The sequence below is a fragment of the Rhodococcus sp. 15-649-2-2 genome, from assembly GCF_002258645.1.
Classification (GTDB): domain Bacteria; phylum Actinomycetota; class Actinomycetes; order Mycobacteriales; family Mycobacteriaceae; genus Rhodococcoides.
In genome coordinates, this window is sequence record NZ_NPFM01000010.1 from 129,415 (window position 1) to 149,821 (window position 20,407).

At 61.6% G+C, this 20,407-nt stretch carries 25 protein-coding genes; 14 read left to right on the plus strand and 11 right to left on the minus strand.

Translation table 11 applies throughout. The features are described 5' to 3' along the window. The first annotated feature begins 169 nt into the window (after positions 1 to 169). On the plus strand, positions 170 to 529 hold the full coding sequence (locus tag CH305_RS04900; protein ID WP_143545240.1) for a hypothetical protein: 360 nt from the start codon (positions 170 to 172) through the stop codon (positions 527 to 529). Here CH305_RS04900 and CH305_RS04905 read toward each other — a convergent pair whose 3' ends face one another. Continuing rightward, the gene (locus CH305_RS04905; protein WP_256983540.1) at positions 530 to 1,087 is read right to left on the minus strand and encodes a class I SAM-dependent methyltransferase; all 558 of its coding nucleotides are present in this window, start codon (positions 1,085 to 1,087) and stop codon (positions 530 to 532) included. Between the two features lie 458 nt (positions 1,088 to 1,545). Next, on the minus strand, positions 1,546 to 2,106 hold the full coding sequence (locus tag CH305_RS04910; protein WP_256983541.1) for an alpha/beta fold hydrolase: 561 nt from the start codon (positions 2,104 to 2,106) through the stop codon (positions 1,546 to 1,548). A 57-nt stretch (positions 2,107 to 2,163) separates the two neighbouring features. Here CH305_RS04910 and CH305_RS04915 point away from each other — a divergent pair, with 57 nt between their 5' ends. Continuing rightward, the gene (locus CH305_RS04915) at positions 2,164 to 2,544 is read left to right on the plus strand and encodes a MerR family transcriptional regulator (RefSeq protein ID WP_037147000.1); all 381 of its coding nucleotides are present in this window, start codon (positions 2,164 to 2,166) and stop codon (positions 2,542 to 2,544) included. A gap of 10 nt (positions 2,545 to 2,554) precedes the next feature. Here the strand turns inward: CH305_RS04915 and CH305_RS04920 are convergent, their stop codons facing one another. Continuing rightward, positions 2,555 to 2,971, minus strand: a complete 417-nt coding sequence (locus CH305_RS04920; RefSeq protein WP_032405472.1) for a polyketide cyclase — start codon at positions 2,969 to 2,971, stop codon at positions 2,555 to 2,557. A gap of 158 nt (positions 2,972 to 3,129) precedes the next feature. Between CH305_RS04920 and CH305_RS04925 the strand changes: the two genes are divergently transcribed. Next, a complete protein-coding gene (locus CH305_RS04925) occupies positions 3,130 to 3,801 on the plus strand; it encodes a TetR/AcrR family transcriptional regulator (protein WP_094702954.1) in 672 nt (223 codons plus the stop codon). Next, positions 3,798 to 4,730 carry a TIGR01777 family oxidoreductase gene (locus CH305_RS04930; protein ID WP_094702955.1) on the plus strand — a complete coding sequence of 311 codons (933 nt, stop codon included), beginning with the start codon at positions 3,798 to 3,800 and terminating at the stop codon, positions 4,728 to 4,730. The genes CH305_RS04925 and CH305_RS04930 overlap by 4 nt, the downstream gene beginning before the upstream one ends. Before the next feature lie 18 nt (positions 4,731 to 4,748). Here the strand turns inward: CH305_RS04930 and CH305_RS04935 are convergent, their stop codons facing one another. Genes CH305_RS04935 through CH305_RS04945 form a run of 3 tightly spaced genes read right to left on the minus strand, consistent with a single transcriptional unit; the run spans position 4,749 to position 8,193 of the window. After that, the gene (locus CH305_RS04935) at positions 4,749 to 5,504 is read right to left on the minus strand and encodes an SDR family NAD(P)-dependent oxidoreductase (RefSeq protein WP_032405470.1); all 756 of its coding nucleotides are present in this window, start codon (positions 5,502 to 5,504) and stop codon (positions 4,749 to 4,751) included. Beyond that, a complete protein-coding gene (locus CH305_RS04940) occupies positions 5,501 to 7,057 on the minus strand; it encodes a long-chain fatty acid--CoA ligase (RefSeq protein ID WP_094702956.1) in 1,557 nt (518 codons plus the stop codon). Before CH305_RS04940 ends, CH305_RS04935 begins: the two co-directional genes overlap by 4 nt. 11 nt (positions 7,058 to 7,068) lie before the next feature. Further along, positions 7,069 to 8,193, minus strand: coding sequence for a DUF5938 domain-containing protein (locus CH305_RS04945; protein ID WP_037147013.1), 1,125 nt, complete (start codon positions 8,191 to 8,193; stop codon positions 7,069 to 7,071). Between the two features lie 242 nt (positions 8,194 to 8,435). Between CH305_RS04945 and CH305_RS04950 the strand changes: the two genes are divergently transcribed. Continuing rightward, positions 8,436 to 9,074 carry a TetR/AcrR family transcriptional regulator gene (locus CH305_RS04950; protein WP_094702992.1) on the plus strand — a complete coding sequence of 213 codons (639 nt, stop codon included), beginning with the start codon at positions 8,436 to 8,438 and terminating at the stop codon, positions 9,072 to 9,074. Here CH305_RS04950 and CH305_RS04955 read toward each other — a convergent pair. Further along, complete coding sequence (locus tag CH305_RS04955) at positions 9,068 to 10,276, minus strand: citrate/2-methylcitrate synthase (RefSeq protein WP_256983542.1); 1,209 nt, start codon at positions 10,274 to 10,276, stop codon at positions 9,068 to 9,070. The two genes, CH305_RS04950 and CH305_RS04955, sit on opposite strands and share 7 nt — an antisense overlap. An 89-nt stretch (positions 10,277 to 10,365) precedes the next feature. Between CH305_RS04955 and CH305_RS04960 the strand changes: the two genes are divergently transcribed. From CH305_RS04960 to CH305_RS04980, 5 genes are all read left to right on the plus strand, one after another. Continuing rightward, the gene (locus tag CH305_RS04960) at positions 10,366 to 11,511 is read left to right on the plus strand and encodes a citrate/2-methylcitrate synthase (RefSeq protein WP_094702958.1); all 1,146 of its coding nucleotides are present in this window, start codon (positions 10,366 to 10,368) and stop codon (positions 11,509 to 11,511) included. A gap of 158 nt (positions 11,512 to 11,669) precedes the next feature. Continuing rightward, the gene (crcB, locus tag CH305_RS04965; RefSeq protein WP_052077942.1) at positions 11,670 to 12,173 is read left to right on the plus strand and encodes a fluoride efflux transporter CrcB; all 504 of its coding nucleotides are present in this window, start codon (positions 11,670 to 11,672) and stop codon (positions 12,171 to 12,173) included. After that, positions 12,170 to 12,538: a fluoride efflux transporter CrcB gene (gene crcB / locus CH305_RS04970; RefSeq protein WP_094702959.1), complete on the plus strand. Its 369-nt coding sequence runs from the start codon at positions 12,170 to 12,172 to the stop codon at positions 12,536 to 12,538. The genes crcB (CH305_RS04965) and crcB (CH305_RS04970) overlap by 4 nt, the downstream gene beginning before the upstream one ends. A gap of 54 nt (positions 12,539 to 12,592) precedes the next feature. Further along, a complete protein-coding gene (locus tag CH305_RS04975) occupies positions 12,593 to 13,087 on the plus strand; it encodes a DUF5956 family protein (protein ID WP_094702960.1) in 495 nt (164 codons plus the stop codon). Further along, positions 13,080 to 13,547 (plus strand): hypothetical protein, encoded by a 468-nt coding sequence (locus CH305_RS04980; protein WP_094702961.1) that lies wholly within the window; start codon positions 13,080 to 13,082, stop codon positions 13,545 to 13,547. The genes CH305_RS04975 and CH305_RS04980 overlap by 8 nt, the downstream gene beginning before the upstream one ends. 339 nt (positions 13,548 to 13,886) lie before the next feature. Here CH305_RS04980 and CH305_RS04990 read toward each other — a convergent pair whose 3' ends face one another. The 4 genes from CH305_RS04990 to CH305_RS05005 all read right to left on the minus strand — a co-directional run bounded on the left by CH305_RS04990 (position 13,887) and on the right by CH305_RS05005 (position 16,336). Further along, positions 13,887 to 14,351 carry a hypothetical protein gene (locus CH305_RS04990; protein WP_143545241.1) on the minus strand — a complete coding sequence of 155 codons (465 nt, stop codon included), beginning with the start codon at positions 14,349 to 14,351 and terminating at the stop codon, positions 13,887 to 13,889. 11 nt (positions 14,352 to 14,362) lie between these two features. Next, positions 14,363 to 14,926 carry a cysteine hydrolase family protein gene (locus CH305_RS04995; protein ID WP_094702964.1) on the minus strand — a complete coding sequence of 188 codons (564 nt, stop codon included), beginning with the start codon at positions 14,924 to 14,926 and terminating at the stop codon, positions 14,363 to 14,365. A 256-nt stretch (positions 14,927 to 15,182) separates the two neighbouring features. Further along, positions 15,183 to 15,656: a DIP1984 family protein gene (locus CH305_RS05000; protein ID WP_094702993.1), complete on the minus strand. Its 474-nt coding sequence runs from the start codon at positions 15,654 to 15,656 to the stop codon at positions 15,183 to 15,185. 149 nt (positions 15,657 to 15,805) lie between these two features. Continuing rightward, the gene (locus CH305_RS05005) at positions 15,806 to 16,336 is read right to left on the minus strand and encodes a MarR family winged helix-turn-helix transcriptional regulator (protein ID WP_230592692.1); all 531 of its coding nucleotides are present in this window, start codon (positions 16,334 to 16,336) and stop codon (positions 15,806 to 15,808) included. Between the two features lie 93 nt (positions 16,337 to 16,429). Here CH305_RS05005 and CH305_RS05010 point away from each other — a divergent pair, with 93 nt between their 5' ends. The 4 genes from CH305_RS05010 (at position 16,430) to CH305_RS05030 (ending at position 20,397) form a co-directional block, all read left to right on the plus strand. Further along, a complete protein-coding gene (locus CH305_RS05010) occupies positions 16,430 to 17,434 on the plus strand; it encodes an EamA family transporter (RefSeq protein WP_094702965.1) in 1,005 nt (334 codons plus the stop codon). 125 nt (positions 17,435 to 17,559) lie between these two features. Further along, positions 17,560 to 18,906, plus strand: a complete 1,347-nt coding sequence (locus CH305_RS05015) for a glycosyltransferase 87 family protein (RefSeq protein ID WP_256983543.1) — start codon at positions 17,560 to 17,562, stop codon at positions 18,904 to 18,906. Positions 18,907 to 19,202: 296 nt separating this feature from the next. Beyond that, the gene (locus CH305_RS05025; RefSeq protein ID WP_094702967.1) at positions 19,203 to 19,940 is read left to right on the plus strand and encodes a hypothetical protein; all 738 of its coding nucleotides are present in this window, start codon (positions 19,203 to 19,205) and stop codon (positions 19,938 to 19,940) included. A gap of 85 nt (positions 19,941 to 20,025) precedes the next feature. Then, on the plus strand, positions 20,026 to 20,397 hold the full coding sequence (locus tag CH305_RS05030) for a hypothetical protein (RefSeq protein ID WP_094702968.1): 372 nt from the start codon (positions 20,026 to 20,028) through the stop codon (positions 20,395 to 20,397). Positions 20,398 to 20,407: the final 10 nt, after the last annotated feature.

Here is a 20,407-nt window from a genome sequence, read left to right on the forward strand (position 1 = left end):
GCGCTGAGGTCAGTCGATCCAGACACGTATCCGCATACAGGAGGACTCTCGTGGCGTGGACAGTTGGGGTACCGTTGCCGAATATCCATCCACGCACAACTCCTCGGCCCGCCTCCGATATGGCGCATACAGTGAAACTTTCAAACGAAAGGGCCACGACCCTTTCCTCTTGGTGAACCCACACAGGCCGCGTACGACGCGGACCGAGGGTTGGGCACTCCAATATCTGGCGCAGTGGCGTCGGCGAGTCGAGTATCTCGAAGCGCGCGTCGACCAGAAGCCCAGAGCGTTGTTCGACAATCGGGTGTCGATCTTGGCCGGATTCACGGGTTGTCCCGGATGCGACGGCCACTTCTTCGGCGACGGGCCGCGCGACGCACTGGAACGACTCATGCGACGCGACGGGCGTCGTGCCCACCGATTACGCGTCGCGGTAGCTCGATTGGATCAGCGGTACCGCGACGTGACCGTAGAGCTCGACCGGTCCAGAACGATGCCGTGGTGGGAACGTCGAGCACCGTGGGTGTGACTACCCACCCGGCTTGGTCCACTCGATTGTGTGCCGAAACCCTATGCGGTGTCGCATGATCGCGCTCGGGAGCCGCTTCTTCACGATGTGACCGATCTCGTCGAAGCTCAGCACCGGGTCCTTCACCGGGAACGGTGCCGGCGGTGCCGTAACCGGGCTAGGCCACGGGCGGTGCAGAAATCCGATGAGCGGATTAGTGACGATGGAGACGGAGTCCCACAGCAGATCTCGTGCGCTTCGCGGTGGCGCGAGCCCGACGATGAGCACGCGTCCGCCCGGCGCAAGAATTCGTTTGACATGACGCAATGCGTCGTCCATGTCGAGGTGATGCAGGACGGCGACCATGGTCACAAGATCGATCGAATCGTCTGCCCAGGAATCGAGTTGGCGATCTGTGATCGACACATTGCTCACGTCGGCAGAGGTGATCTCGGCGATTCGGCGCATCTCCGAGTCCCGGTCTGCCCCGGTGACCTGATCGAAATGGGGAGCCAGGGCACGCACCAGGCCACCTCGTCCGCAACCGAAGTCGACCGCAGTACCGCGCGTCTGGGGCAAGTTCGCCAGAATCCAACTGTGGAAGTAGTCGTTGTGACTCCATGGGTGTCGCTCGTTCAGCTCGCGAACCCACTGGGCCCCTCTGCCTCCGATAAGGGACGTCCCCATTCGTCTCAGCACCACGGAACCCAGTATCCACGAGGCGCGGCCACCCCACCTCGGAGAACGATGTCAACCCAACCATGTGTCCAAGGCTTGTTGCACGAGTGATGGAGCTTCCAGCGGTGCCAGGTGCCCCACACCCGGAAGAGTGATCACATTCGATTGTCCCGGCAACAACTGTTTCAGTCTAAATGCCTGGTCGACGGGAATCCAGGGGTCCTGTTGACCCCATCCGATGGAGCTATCGCAGCGGACTCGGGGAAGTGCGTCGACGATCGGTCGCGTGTCCTCGGGCCGCAGTTCGGCAATCTGTCGGTAGAACGCAGGCTGACCCTCGTCGGATATCCAGGGTTCGGTCAACATCGCCACGATGTCTGGGTCCAGCCGCTGATGTGATGCTCCTGCAACGTATTCGGAGACCAACGCCTTGTGTAGGGAGGCCGGCAAGGCAGCGAAAACGTCACTGTTGTCCGCGACGAGCCGGAAGAATTCGGACCCCACGGGTCCAGGGTCACCACGTCCCACAAGTACAAACGGCCGTAGTCGCGTCCGTGTATCAGATGGGCACCCAGGGCGACGGCACCGCCGATGTCGTGTGCGACGACGAAGGGCCGCTCCAACCGCCAGTGGTCGAGCAACATCGCGAAACGCAGCATCTGGGTGGGTAGGTCGGTCCGCACATCGGATCCCTGTGCGGACCTTCCGTATCCGGGCATGTCCCACAGGTAGACGCAATGCCCAGCGCTGAGGTGGCAAGCGGCCTTCGCCCACACCTGGGCCGACCAGGGTGTTCCATGGCAGAACACCACATCGGCGGATGGTTTCGCTGGGTCGGGTTTCAGCTCGTAGGTCGCGACGGTCGTGCCGCCAACAGACACGTAGATGGGCTCCGGTAGATCGAGTCTGCTTGCGTCCATACGATTGGACCCTAGAACCTCAGGTCGACCTGAAGTCAATGTGCAATCATCGGCACGGTGAAGATCGGAGAGGTCGCCCTGGAGCTCGACGTTCCTACCCATGTCCTGAGACACTGGGACGACGTGGGTGTTGTTGTGCCCGAACGCCTACCGTCGGGCCACCGCGATTACAGCGCGGAACATGTGCGACGACTACGGGTGTTGCAAGCATGCCAGGGCGTCGGGATCAGCTTGGCCGATATTCGCCTGATACTTCATCGAGACGAGCTCGGACGAACCGCAGTCATCGAGGAACAACTGGCTCGGATACGACGGCAACAAGCTCAACTCGACCATGCCGAGCGCTTTCTGACGCACGTCGTCTCGTGCACACATGATCTGCTCACCCGATGCGCGCAGTGCAGCGAGTATTCGATCGCGTCGACCCCACCGCCATGATGAGACCCACTCAGGAGGACTGAGCTTCCAACACCTCCGCGAGTCTCTTCAGGTCTTCGGCGACCATGTCGAGATCGCGTTCGAATTCTTCATCGCTGAGTTCGATCTGGCGGACCGTGAACAGAATCTCCGCGCCGTTCGGATGGCTCAGTACTCGAACGGGATTGTTCACCACCGTCCCTGACGGCAACGTCACGTCATGATCGAGGACACCGAGGTCGTTGTGTGGCACGAATCGGACTGTCACCTGCCCCATCGGCGATTCAGCAATGAGTCGATCGCCGTCGATGGTCACGGGACTGTTCGCCAATCCTGCTGCCCATCTGGGTAAGTTCGCGGGATTGACTGCGAACTCGTACACCTCCTCGGGTGTGCGCCCTATGACTCGACTGACGTGTCGACTTGCCACAACGAGTTCTGGATTCATAGCAGCGACACTACGACGACGGGCCGCGACGTTCTGCCGGAAATCGGACCTGTGCCGAAGTTGTGAGTGCACGAACCTAGCCACACACGTGGGACTTGAACATGTTCAAACACCGGTCTATGGTCAAATTTGAACACGTTCAGAAATGAGGCGAACCCATGGCTCGCACGTCCGAGACTCGCGACAAGGTGGTCGAGGTAGCTCTACGCCTCTTTCGCGAGGAGGGGTTTCAAGCAACCACGATGCGTCGCATTGCCGACGAAGCGGGTGTGTCACTCGGCAATGCCTACTACTACTTCGCCGGCAAGGATGAGCTCGTCAACGAGCTGTACATGGTGATTCAGCGCGATCATCGCGAGCGCGCGCTCAGCGTTCTCGTCGACGGCGGATCGCTCTCCGAAAATCTGGCCGCCGTAGTGCATTCCGGCCTGGACGTGATGGAGCCCTATCACGCGTTCGGTGGATCCTTCCTGCATTTGGCGCTGCCGACGAGCACAAGTTCCAGTCCGTTCTCGGAAGAATCGTCCGACGCCAGATCCATGGCTATCGATCTCATGCGAATCACCCTGAGCGCGTCGAAACAGAAGGTTCCGGCGTCACTGAAAGACGCTCTCCCGACACTGCTCTGGATGATCTATATGGGAGTCACTCTGCACTGGGTAACCGACTCCTCGAACAACCAGCGACGCACTCGCGCACTGGTCGACGGGCTCGTGCCCGTCGTATCCAAGGCCGTGCGCCTTGCTCGTCTCCCCGTGGCGCGGGGGTTGGTCACCGACGTGGCCGGTCTCCTGAAACGAATGACCTCTTCGGAAGGGTTGGACCAGTGAACGATTCACCAGCGACTGTCGTCATCTGCGGTGCCTCCGGCTACATCGGCCGGTATCTGCGTCGCCACTACGAAGAACGCGATATCCAAGTCAAGACCATCGGGCGCGGAACATCCAGCGATGCAACGTGGTCCGACCATCGCAGCATTGTCGATGTTCTCGACGGTGCCGATCTGGTCGTCAATCTCGCAGGCCGCTCGGTGAGCTGTCGCTACAACAAGAAGAACGCAGACGAGATCATGTCGTCGCGTATCCAGACGACGGCCCAACTCGGCCGTGCCCTGGCCGACGTCAACACCGCACCCGAGTTGTGGGTCAACGCGAGCACCGGAACGATCTATCGCGATTCCCGTGATCGGCCGATGGACGAACGATCCGGCGAGCTGGGGTCGGGCTTCTCGGTCGAGGTAGCTCGCGCGTGGGAACGTGAATTGTTCGACGCTGATGTAGCCATTCGGAAAGTAGCGCTTCGTATGTCGATCGTGCTGGGCGCAGGTGGCGGAGCCATCAATCCGATCATCGACCTGGCACGAGTCGGACTCGGCGGCACGATGGGCGACGGCGGTCAGATGTTCAGCTGGGTGCACGTCGCAGACGTTGCACAGGTTCTCGATCATCTCTACGACAACCGAGGAATTTCCGGCCCCGTCAACGTCGCCACTCCGTTTCCGGTGACAAACACAGAGCTGATGCATCAGGTCCGGAATGCACTGGGCCGCAGTCACGGTCTACCGACACCGGCGTGGCTGCTTCGGTTCGGTGCACGGGTGATTCGCACCGAGGCCGAACTGGTCTTGAAGAGTCGCTGGGTGGATCCACAAGTGTTGACAGACAGCGGTTTCGAGTTTCGATATCCGAGGCTGGACGACGCGCTGGCGAACATTGCATCCGAGACGCCCCGAGGGTTGCTCCCCGTCGCCCTGGGATGACGGAGAGCTCCTCGATCTCTACACCAGCGACGCAGACAACCCGCCGTCCAGGATGTAGTGGCTACCGGTGATCCACGACGCCCGGTCGGATGCGAGGAACAATGTCACTTCCGCGATGTCCTCCGGTGTTCCGAGCCGTCCTTGTTTTGCGGCGACCAGGTCACCGAATGGAATCTGGGTCGCAGCCTCGAAGTCCGGGACCAAGCGGTCGACCATTGCGGTATCGGCGAATCCGGGACACACGGCGTTCACGCGCACTCCCGATGCTCGCATCTCGATGGCCGCGACCCGGGTGAGCTGGATGACCGCAGCCTTTGTGGCGCAATAGGAACCGAGCAACGCCGTTCCGCCGACGCCGGCCAGCGACGCGATGTTGACGATGTTCCCCTTCGATTCGATCAGCGCGCCGATCGCGGCCTTCATCACCAAGAATGTGCCCTTGACGTTGACGGCGTAGATCTTGTCGAAGCTTTCCGTCGACTGCTGCAGCAGCGGTGACGATACTTCGATGCCGGCGTTGTTGATGACGATGTCGAGTCCACCCAGAATCTCGACAGCCTGTGCCACCGCACTCTGCACCTGACTCTCGTCGGATACGTCGCAGTTGGCGATACCTGCAGCTCCGATCTCCTCGGCCGTCTTCGCTGCTGCGCCTTCGTCGATGTCGCTGACGACAACGCGTGCACCGCGCTCGATGAACATCGTGGAGATGGCTTTTCCGATACCGGCTCCGGACCCGGTGACGAACACTCGCTTGCCCTCGAACTCGGTCATGGTGTGCTTCCCTTCGATAGTGAGTGAGACATGGTGCTGCGCACTTCGGTCTTGAGGATCTTTCCCACTTTCGAGCGGGGAAGGTCGGTCCATATCTGAATCTGTTTGGGTGTCTTGATGCTTCCGATCTTTGCCTTCACATGGGCGATCAGGTCCGTGTCGGATGCATCCCGACCAGGACGTAGAAGTACTGCGGCGGTGACGCGTTCGCCCCACTTGTCGTCGGGCAGCCCGACGACGGCGCATTCCTTCACCGCCGGATGCGACAGCAGAGCCTGTTCCACTTCGGCCGAGTAGACGTTGAACCCGCCGGTGATGATCATGTCCTTGGCACGATCGACGACGTACAGATAGCCGTCGCCGTCGAGATACCCGATGTCACCGGTGTGGTGCCAGCCATGTGCACCGACTTCGGCTGTGGCGTCGGGATTCTCGTGATAGCCCTGCATCACCAAAGGCCCGCGAACCACGATCTCGCCGCGCTCGCCACCATCGACCAACCCACCGTCGTCGTTCATGATCGCCACTGTCGTCAGGGGCGTCGGCTTACCGGCCGAGCTGAGTCGTTCGATAGCGATGGAACCGTCGCTACGGAAGTGTTCGGCCGGAGCAAGAGTGGCGATCATGTTCGGTGCCTCGGTCTGCCCGAAGAGCTGTCCGAGAACCGGGCCGATACGGGTCAGCGCCTCTTCCAGTCGAGTCGGCGACATGGGCGCGGCCCCGTACCAGAGGCACCGCAGCGAGGACAGGTCGGTGATGTCGAGATCCGGATGATCGAGCACACCGTAGATCACGGTCGGCGGAAGAAACGCGTGGGTGATTCCGTGTTGCTCGATGAGGGAGAGGAACTTTCCGACGTCCGGAGCGCCCATGACAACGACGTGTCCACCCAGACTGAGGATGGGAAACGTCAGTACTCCGGCAGAGTGCGTCAGTGGCGCGAGAGCCAGGTACCGAGGCCGGTCACCGAAGGGGTAGCTCATGAGTGCGATTGCCGTGGAGGTCATCATGTTCTCCTCGGTCAGTCTCACTCCCTTGGGTTTTCCGGTCGTGCCACCTGTGCCGGCGATCATGCACAGGCCGTCCGCCGGTCGTCTGTCGATCACAGAATCGGAGCCGTGTTCGACGAGCCATCGCTCGTAGGAGAATGCTCCCGGCACGTCGCCGTCCAGACAGACGAGCCATTCCAACCGAGGGAGCTGGTCGCGAATGCGACCGACCAGGTCTGCAAAGGCTTTCTGGAAGAACAGGAATCGACAACCGAACAGATCGAACAGTTGCCGATTCTCGTCGGCTTCGTTGCGTGGGTTGATCGGGCACCACACTGCCCCTGCTCGCGAAATCGCAAACACGCAGGTCAGTGCCAGCGGGTCGTTGGCGGAGAGCACCGCGACCCGATCGCCGACCTCGATTCCGTTGTGCTGCAACGCAGCGGCGATGGTCACCGTGTCGTCGTACACCTGGCCGTAGTTTCGAGTGGTGTCACCGATGGTGAGACAGGGGGCATCTCTGCCCAGCGACACCCCTTTGTCGAGGTAGTCCGACAACCGCATCGGCCCAGTCCTCAGCTGTGCGCGGTGACGATGGGTTCGAGCACCAGCCCGAAGGCGCGGAGCACGCCGAGCAGTTCCCGATGCCCAAATGCCTGGCAGCTGGACGCAAAGCCCACCTTCTTCGGCGGTCCCTGCAGCAGATGCGCCGCGGCGAACGCGTTGAGTAGTGCGGTCTGCTTGTAGTTGCAGTTGCCGTGAATCACCGTGTGCACGCGTCCGAGGGGTCCCGACGCGTAGACCGAGTCGAGTGAGGTGTTGATGCGCGGATTCTCCCGGGGAGGTGTCTCGCTTCGTACCGAGGCAGAGACCGTGTCGATGATCTGGTACTTCTCTGCATCCGACTTGCCCTCCATCTGAGCCATTGCGGCGGAGATGATTTGGGGTACCGCCAGCATGAGGGGCTTGTTGATCACGCCGCCGAGGGCGCGAGCGTTCGCTACTCGAGGGTCGTTCTTGAACCACACCGGATGGGATGTCCCGCCCCACGGAAGCGCCAGGCCCAGGTCGTGCTGGCCGGGCACCACTACCTGCATGACTCCGTCGTCCGGCCACTCCACGTATTCGTTCTGTTCGAGGTAGTAGGCCTTGGAGAACGCGGCGTTCGTCAGAATCGTATTGGTCGACGCGACCGTCGGATGTCCCTTCCAGAAGACCTCGATGTCGAGGGTGTCCAGGCCCGGTGTCTCGAGGCAGATGTTCGCGGCGATCTCGCCGATGCTGTACATCTGCGCCAAACCTGGAGTGAGCACCAGGTTTCGGGAGGCGAACTCGGCACCGTATTTGGTTTCGGCGTCGATCATCCAGTCCTGCTCACCGGTGGTGTCGGTGTAGTGCGCCCCGATCTCGATGCAGGCCTGGGCCACCTCGTGACCGAATCGAGAGAACGGCCCGACCGTGTTGAGGACGATCTCGGCCCCACGAAACGCCTCGGCCAGGGCCGCGGCCGTGTGTTCGACCTCGACGACGTCGTGTTCGACGGTCTCGATGCCGGGCACCGCGTCGAGAATGCCTTTGACGCGGCCTTCGTCGCGTCCGGCTGCGAGGAACGGAATGTTGTACTCGCGCAGGTACTCACAGATGAGTCGGCCGGTATATCCCGATGCACCGTAGACGACGACGCGCTTGTCCGTTGGCATGGAAAGTCCTCTCATGGATGGCCCGTCCGCACGGCGGACCGAGTTGGGTGTCGAGTTCGAGCACCGGAGGGGACGCATCTGCATCCACCGTTCCGGCATGTGCTGTGGGTCACAGTAAACTAGAATTTGAACAGCCGTCAAGCTTTTTCTTGACAACTGTCCAGGACGGACGAAATGCAGTGGTTCGCGAACTCGCCGTCGGGCATACACTGGGAGACCTACGCGCGGAAAGGACCCGGACCATGACACAGACGGTCGATCCGCGCGCGCGTATCGAAGAGCGCGCTCGCAACAAGTTCGAGTCCAAACGAACCGAACTGGCGCAGGCGACGCTGCACACGCTGGCCGAACTGGGTTATGCGCGCACCTCACTCCGCGAGATCGCACAGAATTCCGAGTTCTCGCATGGCGTCCTGCACTACTACTTCACCGACAAACTCGACCTCATCACGCACGCAGTTCGCCAGTACGAGGCCATCTGTGTCACCCGCTACGACGAGGTGGTGGCCAACGCGGTCGACGCCACGGGCCTCTACGCGGACTTCGAGGCCAAGTACTTCGCCACTCTCGCTGCGGACGCCGGCATCCATCGACTCTGGTACGACCTGCGGAATCAAGCCCTGTTCGACGATTCGTTCCGTACCGAGGTGCTGGAGATCGAAGAGCGTCGGGTGGACATGATCTGGCGCGTCGTCGCTCGTTACTGCGAGCTTCGCGGAACCACACCTTCTCTCGATCGGGCGTCGGCGTACGTGCTTCTCGACGGCATATTTCAACGGGCCCTTCTACACCACCTCGCAGGAAAGCCGGCCGAGATCGACGCCGCGCGAGCACAATTGCGCTCCGCTTTCACGATGGTGGATTGCTCGACGCCTCAGTAGGTCCCCGGCCGGGTCCCCGTGTAGATGCCCGGCACTCGAAAACGCAGAGGTGCCTCCTCGTATTCTTCGAGCGCGTGTGCCGTCCAACCCACGATTCGGGCGAGTGCGAACACCATCTCCGGTGTGTCCGCTTTGAGTCCGTAGGCAAGGGCGAACGTGGCAAGAGCAAAGTCCGAATTCGGAAAAGTATCGAACCGATCGCTCACCTCGTCGATGACGACATCCGCGGCAGCGATCACCGAGGAATCGGCACCGTGTGCAGGATCTCGGAGCAACCGAAGCAGTTCCTCCGCACGTGGATCTCGGTCGGTGTAGACGACGTGACCGAACCCTGAGATACGCGTTCCGGACCTCAATTGTGTTGCGAGAGCTGCTACCGGATCATCGATCGCCGTCGCCAAGAACCTGTACACGGGGTCGGCAGCCGAACCGTGCAGGGGGCCGTCGATGCACCCGAGTCCCGCCGCGAGAACCGAATACAGATTGGCACGGGTGCTCGCCGCCACTCGAACTCCGAGGGTCGAGGCCGCCAGACCGTGATCGGCCATCAACACCAGCGCTGCCTGCAGCGGGACTCGTCCACGTGGATCCGATACATCGGACTTCACTGCCGCCCAAACAGATTCCGTCACCGATACTTCCGAGGGTTGCCCACCGAGGGCCGCGCCCACCGTGGCCAGCAGCTGCCCCGCTTCGCGCACCACCGAGGAGGAGCCGATATCGAATCGCAGCGGGCGGTAGGTGGCCGCTACATCGACGGCTATGCGTATCCGATCGATCGAGCGGCAGTCCGGTGCCATAGCCGCCAGTGCTTGCCGACATCGTTGCACCACTGCGGAATCGGCATGAAATCGCACGTCTTCCAGCAGCTCACCGGTCCAGACGAAGTGTGCAACCGACTCGAACGAGAGAGAACTGAGTTGAACGGCATCACGCCCCCGGTAGTACAGATGCCCGTCGTCGATCAGTGTGGTCTGGGTCCGAATACGTTCCACTGCACCGATATCGGTGCGACGGGCTGTGTCACGGCCGGCGAGCGCTTCCACCTCGTCGACGTCGAACACACTCCCCCGCACCCCGGGCAGTCGAGTGCTGGTCAGTAGCCCGCGGCTGACATACGCGTACACCGTCTCAGGCTTGACGCCCAGTCGCGCTGCGGCCTGGGCCGTGGTGAGCAGATTTCGGCCGTCGTTCGACGTCATGCTCGTCCTTCGTATTGACTGGATCAACATTGACAAAAATCAACAGTAACGCGGATCGTAGGGGTTGACCAGGACAAAGGAGATCAGTCATGACCGTTCTCGAAGCCCCACGCGGGCTGCACAACGTCGTCGTCACCACCACCTCGATCGGAGACGTGCGAGGTGACGAGGGGTTCTATCACTACCGCCAGTACTCGGCCATCGACCTGGCTCTGACGGGCACGTTCGAGGATGCCTGGTTCCTGATGGTCGAAGGCCGGTTGCCAAGCGAGACCGAACGCGCCGAGTTCCTGCACGCGGTGGCACCTCTGCGAGTGCTGCCGGACGACGTCGCCGCCGCCGTGACAACGGTCGCGCAATCAGGACCCGCGCAGCCCCTCTTGGCGTTGCGGACGGTACTGTCCGGCCTCGCGGGCGCGGTACCGCTGTACGAGTCGTCGGAGGCGGACAAGCGGACCACGGCTCTACGCCTGTGCGCGATGACGCCGACCATTTTGGCTGCCGTGCACAGGATTCGGTCCGGCAAGCAACCCGTCGAGCCGCGCGAAGACCTGACAATGGCACAGAACTGGCTGTTCATGATCACCGGTGAAGTGCCCGACGCCGACCGCGCCCGAGCCGTCGACCGCTACCTCACTGCCACGATCGATCACGGATTCAACGCCTCGACGTTCACCGCACGGGTTGTCGCGTCGACGGGGTCGGACATCGCGTCCGCGGTGTGCGCAGCGATCGGGGCGTTCGCCGGTCCATTGCACGGAGGCGCGCCGGATCGCGCCCTCGACGGGCTCGACGAGATTGTCGACATAGAATCCGCGGATGTGTGGGCACGCTCGAAAATCACGGCAGGCGAACGAATCATGGGATTCGGGCACCCGGTGTATCGAACCGACGACCCCCGATCGGTGATGCTGCGCGAGACTGCGCAGGAGATGGGCGGAGAGCTCATCGACAAGGCTGTGCAGGTCGAGAAGGTCATCGCCGCTGCGCTCGCAGATCTGAAGCCGGATCGAAAGCTGTACGCCAACGTGGAGTACTACGCCGGCGTCGTGATGGAACTGTGCGGGATTCCGCGATCGATGTTCACCCCCACGTTCGCGTGCAGCCGCATGGTCGGGTGGTGCGCCAACATCGTCGAACAGTCACACGACAGCAAGATCATTCGCCCGATCGCCCGCTACGACGGTCCAGTGCCTTCGGCAGTGGTGCGGATAGGTGCCGCCCAGGGCACTTGACCGCGCCACTGCGGCGAAGCCGCACCGAGGTGTGCCATGATGAAAAACGCGCCCCGGTGCGCAGCGGCGGTGGGGCTCGCCGTAACCGAACCTCGGTCTTCGGACCGACAACAGTCCCTGTCTCGGCAGTCGCATGTCCGCAGATAGGGAGAAGTTCGATGAACGAATTCGACGAGACGCAGAGCGGTACCTCCGCCGACCGATCCATGCCGGTGGACCCCGACAGCCCGGGTTCGTCACGCCCACTGCACCTCCAACCACAAGCGATCGCGGCGGTAGCTCTCGGCGGCGTGGTGGGTACGGGTATTCGCTACGGCGCGGAGTCCGCGTACCCGGCCGTCGCCGGCTCGTTCCCCTTCACCACACTCGTCATCAACCTCACCGGTGCGTTCATCCTCGGAATGCTGCTGGAGCGCCTCGCACTGGCCGGCCCCGACCAGGGATGGCGACGCCGAATCCGGCTGTGCATCGGCACCGGGGTGCTCGGCTCGTACACCACGTACAGCTCGTTCGCCCTCGAGACCGTGGAGCTGCTACGAGATCATCGTGTGGTCGCTGCCGCGGTGTACATGACCGTCAGCGTGGTCATCGGAACGTTCGCGGCCGGAGCGGGCATCGTTCTCGCGCAACGGTTCGGCACCCGGGCGGAGGAGAAGCGATGATCGCGCTGTGGGTCGTTCTCGCCGGAAGTGCAGGGGCGGTCAGCAGATTCGTGCTCGACGGCGTCATCCGATCACGACTGAAGACCCAGTTTCCGTACGCCACAGTGCTGATCAACGTCACCGGTTCGGCCGCACTGGGCATCGTAGCGGGATTGGTCGCGTTCAGATCGGCTCCGGAACAGGTGCAGGCCATAGTCGGCGTCGGATTCTGCGGTGGCTACACCACTTTCAGCACGGCAAGTGTGGAGACCGTGCGCCTGCTCGAACGGCGACGTTACGGCCTCGCGGCATACAACGCTATCGGTACGGCACTGAGTACCACCGCGGTCGTCGGCGTGGCCATGATCGCCACGGCGTACATGTAATGACGGGTCGTTCGATCTCCGCGTTCGCTCACGCAACGCACAAGGAGCGATGACATGGCTCAGTACTGGAGTACCTTCCAGACAGCGGACCCCGACGGCGAGATTCCCGACGGTCTGCCCGACGGGCGATACGTTGCGGTCATCCCGAGTGGACATGGTGCGCTGACTGCGTGGGTCGCCGGACCCAGACGGTGCTACCGAACTCCCTACCCCGCGGCCGCGCACCCTCCTATCAGGGTGACTCGCGGTCATCCCGGCAGAACGCCGACGGAAGTGTGGTTCGAGCCCTACACAGAAGCCGACTTGAAGGACGAGAACGACGACATCAATTCCTACCTGGCCGAGGCCGGTGTCCGCTTGCAACCCCATGGATACCGTTGGCACGTATTGGTTCCCGAACACATCGAGGACGGTGAGGCGCTGGAAAGCGCACTGCGTGAGAAGAACAAATACGTCGATCCCGTGGAGGTGCACGCGGCCATCAAGGTGCTGTACGAAATGATGCAGAAGGGGATACCACCGACTCTGTCACACTACGACCATGAGTAGCGACGGCGACAAGCACAACCGTGCGCAGCGACAACCGGCGAGCTTTCGGCGTGAGTCGGCAGTGTGGTTTCCGATCTCGCTGGCTTTTGCACTCACCGTTACCTTCATCGGTGTCGATCTTCGAGCGATCGTGTCGAATCCAGCCGTGGTTCTCGTCGGCACGGTCTTCGTTGTTCTGTCCCTCATCCCGGGAGCGATCGTGAGCTTCTTCGCGGTTGCCGCAACAAGAGTTGCCGATCGATTGATGAGGGAAACGCTCTCGAAGGAAAACACGCATTCGGTCGCTTCGCTTCACGGCACCGTGGCCGGACTCGTGTCCGGCCTTCTCACTTGGTGTTGGTTACCGTTGAACGGCTCGAACGCTGATACAGCATCAGTCATCATCGCCGTAGCTATTGTCGCGTTGGTCGCTGCGATTTCCGCCGCTCGCGGTTTGATAGCAAGACGATCGAGTTTCTGATCATCTGCAGACAGCCCCTACCATCGGCTGGTCGGTCACAGGGACTTGACCTTCTCGAACGGGTAGCCGCCGAATATTACGACGACGAAGACGTAGGCTGCCAGCCCGGCCAACTCCGACGTTGATCTGCGATTCAAATCTGAGAATAGCCAAACCAGCGGAACCAGAACGAACAACCTGTTCGCCAGTGCACCCAGGTGCGGGGGGGTCTTCACTCGGTGCGGTACGTCGCGGCCGTAGAAGTCGGGATGCCGCGCCTTTCCTCGCAACCCGCCTGACGAGGCGTAGCTGAACGCAATGACGCCCGCGATCAGCTCGAGCGCTAGGGCGTATTCACAATTACCCTGCTGCCGGTGCTCGTCCGGACAACGTGAATGACCGGTAGATCCGAAGTGTGTTCACGCACGCCCACCCCGCGACAATCGGGGCCAATATCCCGAGCCATGGGAGGGTACCGGCGAAGGCAAGTGCGAGAACCAAGAATGCGATCGCAGTCGCGCCGAACGACTCGACCTTCCGCCCGACGGAGGAACCTGGGGTTGCCACTATTCCGGGAAACCTCGGGGAGGCGGCGAGCATCGACACCGCCGACACGCATGCAGCAAGACCGGCAATAACCATGAACGAGAACACAAATGCTCCGCCCAACCCGATTTCGGCCCAGTTCATCCGAGACTCGAACAACCCGTGAACAAGAGACGTGATCACTGCGATCGAAGCGAAAAAGCCCAAGTACAGCAGCACAATCGGCCCCGCCAGCCCTGCCGTCGCCCGATTACCCATACCGAACGGTATCAAATTCAATCGAGTCAACCCTAGAGTAAATCGGCCGTCGTAACCACTGTTGCGAATTCACCATGCAGGTTTGTTGCCGTGATTGCCGACAATGTCGCGGCAGGCACCGTGGTTCCATCGAGTGCGATGCGATCGAACGTATGGGTCGCGTCGATGACGAAATAGGTGTCATAGCCGAGGTTTCCCGCCATCCGTGCGGTTGTCTCGCAGCAGTGATTGGTGGTGATTCCGCAGATCACCACCTGATCGATGCCTTCATTGCGAAGCCAGGCGTGTAGATCCGGCGTGCCGTAGAAGCTCGAGTTGACTCGCTTGCTGATCAACAGATCAGGTGTCCCCTCGAGGATGTCCTTGAAGGCGTGCCCCGCACCCGACGGCGACAGCGGTGACTGCGCGTTGTCGGAGTCGTGTCGAACGAACACGATCGGCCACGCCTTCGATCTCCACAAGCCAACGAGTGCAGCGATATTGCTCTCGCACAGCGGATTGTCACGTGGACCCCAGAAGTCGGAATCATCGAACCCAGCCTGCACGTCGACGACGATCAGAGCGGGCCGTTCCAGTGATATCGATGGAGCCTTCATACCGTTCAGACTAGCCGCCAACAGCCTCGGAGACCATGGTGCCGGGTGGCCCCTTACCCACCCTCGTCTTCGTTCGATCAGCACACGGTAGTGCGTTGTGTTATGTGCGCCGTAGTCCGTGAATCGTACTGAGCTGCACTGTGATCGGGCAATGCCCGTGACGCCGCTCATCGCGCAGGAGAAGGACCGGAGAACCGCCGGCCACGGCACGTGCTCGCCTCGAACGAAGACTACCTACTACCCGGCATGTGGTGCGCTACTCGATCAGGTCGAACTCCCAGTTGACGCGTTGGATCTCCAGGTCCACCAACCGAATCCGTTGGGCGATATCGTCCGCAGCAGAGCGCAATTCGGCAACCGGAAGAGCTGCAACGTAGACCAACTCCGATCGCAGTTGACGCGGGCCGTACCTGCGCTCCTGATCACGTCCCGACGCCGCGTCCGCCGCGGCGGAGATCGCCCTGTGCCGCATACGCAGCACGTCGCGGGACGCGAGCGCATCGGTGATGGTTCCGTCCCGCATCCTCGCGGTGCTGTTGGTCCGGTTGATCCTGCGTATGAGTTCTTCGAGCCGATCGAGTGCAGATCCGTACTCCAACAACAGAATCGAAGCATCTTCGGCCGGTGATTCACCGTCCTGGTGGCGGGCATTCGCCAGAATCCGAACCTTCAGACGTTCGGAGCGCTTGATCAGTTCCCCTCGTTCAGCGAGGGCCTCGGCAAGCTTCATGATCTGCACCTCGGTGCACTGGAACCGGAGGTGGGGTGACTACGGGCGCTCATGCGCCTTTCGACGCGTCGAATGTGTTCATAGAACAACAAGTACCACAGTTCGTCGCGATACGGAAGGCCTTGTGCGAGTGACCGATCGCCACACCTTCACCGAAGGTCCAGGAGAAGTCTTTTCAACAAGCCTGCAAGTTGGCTTCGCTCATCCGGATTCAGTGACCTGAGCAGAGCTTCCTCGTTGGCCACGTGCGCGGGTAGCGCGGCATCCACTGCGGCAATTCCGGCCGGCGTCAATTGCACGATGACCACCCGACGGTTGGTGGGATCGATTTCTCGCTCGATCAGCCCCTTGCCGGTCAGCCGGTTCAGACGGTGCGTAACAGCGCCCGACGTCACCATCGCGCTGTCCAACAACTGTCCGACGGTAAGACGATGCGGAGCCCCGGCGCGTCGGAGCGTCGCAATCAGGTCGAATTCACCTGACTGCAAACCGAATTCGACCAACACAGCCTGCGTGCGCTTGTCCAGAACGGATGCTGCTCGGCTGATGCGGCCGATAACGGCCATAGGGCTGACATCCACATCGGGCCGCTCGGCCTGCCATTGCTCGACTATCCGGTCCACTGCGTCGAGTGCCTCGTTCGCCATCGACCAACCACCCTTCAAAACTTCAGCGCTCAATTGTTGACATTCTGACACGGCAGTCCTACCGTTCAACACTAGATAGTTGAGCGTTAAGATGTTCAAGGACCCGGTCCCGGAGATGAGCCAACAATGCGGACACCTCGCACGCAGACACAACCAACCGATGGTCGACGCCTCCCGCGTGACATCGCCTCCTCGACTCTCGGATTGACGGCCGCTGCTGCCCTTGCTCCCATCCCCTGGGGCACGACATATCTGGTGACCACCGAACTTCTTCCTCCGGATCGGCCGATGACGGCCAGCGTCCTGCGTGCGGTGCCCGCCGGACTACTTCTGCTGCTCGTCGCGCCAGGCATACCCAGCAAGGGTTGGCGACTGAAGACCGCAACCCTCGGCGTATTGAACATCGGCGTGTTCTTTCCGATGCTGTTCGTGGCGGCCTACCGACTACCCGGAGGGGTCGCCGCAGTCGTCGGGTCTGCGCAACCACTCATCATCATCGCGATATCCACGGGGTTCGACTGGGGACGCACACGCCCAGTGCAGATCGGATGGGCCATCGTCGCCGTCGCCGGGGTCGCACTGACGGCCACATCGGGCACAATCCGACTCGACGCAATCGGTCTCGCCGCTGCAGTAGTCGGAACGGTCAGCATGGCCACCGGTGTCACTTTCACGAGACGCTGGGGCGTGCCACCCATCACCAACCCGCTCAATTCCACTGCGTGGCAATTACTCGTCGGCGGCATTGTCATTTCTCCGTTGATTCCGATCGTCGACGACGGTCCATGGGCAATCGATACCGAGGCTGTAGTCGGCTATGCCTGGCTCGCAGTGATAGGCGGTGCCTTGGCCTATTCACTGTGGTTTCGCGGTGCCCGCGCTCTTCCTCCCGCCAACATCACACTCCTCGGCGTACTGAGCCCTCTGACTGCGGCAGTCGTCGGATGGATCGCACTGGGACAGAACATGACCGGACTTCAATGTCTGGGGTTCGGTATCGCACTCATCGGTTCGATAGCCGGGCAGTTCGTGCGACGCGGACCCGAAGCCGATTCGGCTGGCAAGAAACACGGCTCGTCGAACCATCCTCGATACCAACTGAATTCCTTGTTCCCGTCCAGAAACAAGTAGTGCATCTGGATCGCGGCGTCGATTCAGGGACTGGACCCGGTGCGTTGTGACGACTGCTCCATAAAACGACCGGTCAGTCCGTGTCGCGTCCCTGGTCACAGCCACAACGTTCTATCGTGTCTTTCATGACGTCGTCCAGCTACATGCCGTTACGAACCGAAACTGGATCGCGTACGCATGCTGGGCAAGAGTCGTTCGTCGAAGGCACACGCGCGCAGTCCGTTCCGATTCAACCTGGACACACGACGCCGGATCGCTTCGGTCCTCGATGGCTGGCGGGATCGACCCTTGCAGCGTGCATCGCCATCGCAGCACATGCGTACTTCCTGGGATGGAAAGTGCCGTTCGGCCTCTTCGGCAACGGAATAGACACCATCGTCTACCGACACGGCGGCGAGGTGGTCCTGAATGGTCAGCCGCTGTACGAGTTCGCACTGTTCGATATCGGATTGCCCTTTACCTACCCGCCGTTCGCGGCATTGGCCTTCACCCCGCTCGCGCTGCTCACCGTGACGACTGCCGTGACACTGCTGCAGGCGATCAATGTGCTGCTGGTCTACGCGACGGTAGTCCTGAGCTGGCGGTCGCTCGGATATCGCAGCGGCGGAATGTATCTCGTCAGCGCGCCGATGGCGATCGCGTTCACCTGGCTCGAGCCCGTGCGCATGACCATCTGGCTCGGACAGATCAACCTGCTACTGCTCGTGTTGGTTCTGTTCGATCTCAACCGAGTTGAGGGCAGTCGTCTCCGCGGTGTCGGTGTGGGAATTGCTGCAGGGCTCAAGCTGACTCCCGCGTTCTTCGTCCTCCATCTGCTGGCCGTCAGACAATGGCGCGCGGCGCTCACCGCGGGTGCCGCCTTCGTGGTCACGGTTGCAGCAGGATTCCTGATCATCCCTTCCGATTCGTGGAAGTTCTGGACCGCAACGATGGTCGACTCCGAACGGATCGGGGCACTCGCGTCACCGGCGAATCAGTCGATTCACGGAGCTCTGGCTCGCCTGTGGCCGGGCAACACACCGCCGTTCATGGTCTGGTTTGTCATTGCTGCCGCCGTTGCCGTCCTCGCTCTCTTGACAGCTGCACGCGCGCACAAAGCAGGTAAGACGTTGCTGGCATTGGTGATCTGCGGCCTCGCGACGCCGATGGTGTCTCCTTTCGCATGGGGTCACCACTGGGTGTGGTGCATACCGCTGGCCATCGTCGCCATCGACTACGCCATTCGCCGTCGCACCTGGTGGAGCTGGCTGGCACCGGTAGCGGTCACCGCACCGATGATCGCCTGGTACTTCACCGATTACCGCGGAATCAAAGCAATCGGAATCTTCATGTTCGAGGGATCGCCCGCTTTCGAGGCTGCCGTTCAATTCACCTACCCAGCAGTCTTTCTGGCCATGATCGCCGTCACCCTGCTCTCATCGTTCCACCGTGCCGGACGAAGAACAGGTGCCCAGTACGCAAAGCGATGCTGAGTTGCCTGCAGTATGCGTAGATCCACTTGGGCGATTCCAGTGATCACACTGTGCGGACTGCTGACATCCTGCGGCCACATACTGCCGTTCGTCGGAATCGAGACCGAGTCGTACCGACCACTCACCGCCAGCACCACGCGGACTCCGAACTGCATGGCCGACGACATCGTCTCCGCACTGGGCGGCTCTGTGTGGGATCCGAACGTCACTGTCGACGCCCCTACGCCGGGCTATCCCCCGCGATATTCGAGCCGGTCGAAGTGCTCACTTGCGAACGGGCACTCAGTGACGACAACGTGCTGACGTTGGATTCGGTCCGTCTCCGCGGGGACGTCGAGGCCACGATGGGCGAGTTCGCAGTCCCCTCGACACGTTTTGCCAGCGGCATCATGGCGAGCTGTGCCTACTCGGTCGAAGCACCCGTCGGACTGTGGTTCGTCGACGCATCGGGTCGAGCATTTCGTCCCGCCTGGCCTGCCGAACCGTGCGGACTACGAGACGAGCCGCTTCAGTTGTTGAACGAACTGGACGAAGTTTCTCGGACCGTCTACTCCACGGGCTACGACTACGACTACGCGACTGTGTGTTCGGGCCCAGCTATGAGCGGGGAATTCTACGAGACCTCCGACGCCGACGTTGCCAGTGCAGTCGAGCGTCGACGCACAGGCGATTCGATGCTTCCTCCGGCTTTGGTGGCACCCACAGACGACGTCGGATTCTTGCAGGTCTGCACGTACGCCGGATCCGAAGACGCGGATGCCTTGCCTGCCGAATACGAGACCGTGATGGGAACGTCCTTCACCGTTGACCGGCCGGACAGCATCGAATTGCTCGGCCACATCGCCCACGCACCCGTCGCGCAGCCGTGCTCGACTCCGGCTACACGGTTCGCCTGGGCCGACCTGCGTCGGCCCGATGGTTCCGGAACTGCCCGCATCACAGTCGAATTGGACGAGTGTCGACGCGTCGCAGGATTGGGGTTCCTCCGAGAGCTACCGATTTCCGCATACGGCATCCTCACCCGAGATCGGTGATGACATGATTAGTTCGCGGAAGGCAGCGCTTGCCTTGCTGGTCCTTCTCACCACCTCGTGTGGTTCCTTCGAGCCCGGAAAACCCATGTCCATGGACGACGACGATGCCTTGCGTGAGGTGGAGAAGATCGCCTTCACAATCCCGGATGGCTTCCAGTTCACTCAGGGCGTCATGTATGCGGAGTTCGTGGGCCAACCCGCATGGGCAGCTCGATTCGACGCATCGAAGGAACTGGACGGGCCGGCTGTCACTGCGGCCAACCCGGCGCATCCCCCGCTGCAACCGGCTACGTGCGGCACCGTAACGACGACCAGTTGGACCTCACTGGGTTTCAGTTGTGAAGCCGAGATGCTGTCCACGTCGCGCCCCGCTCAGGGATCGGGAGACCCTGTCTCCGTTGTGTTCACCAGGGGCGCGCGGGGATCGTCCCTGTTCATCTACTGCGCTGGTCACTGATCGACCCGAC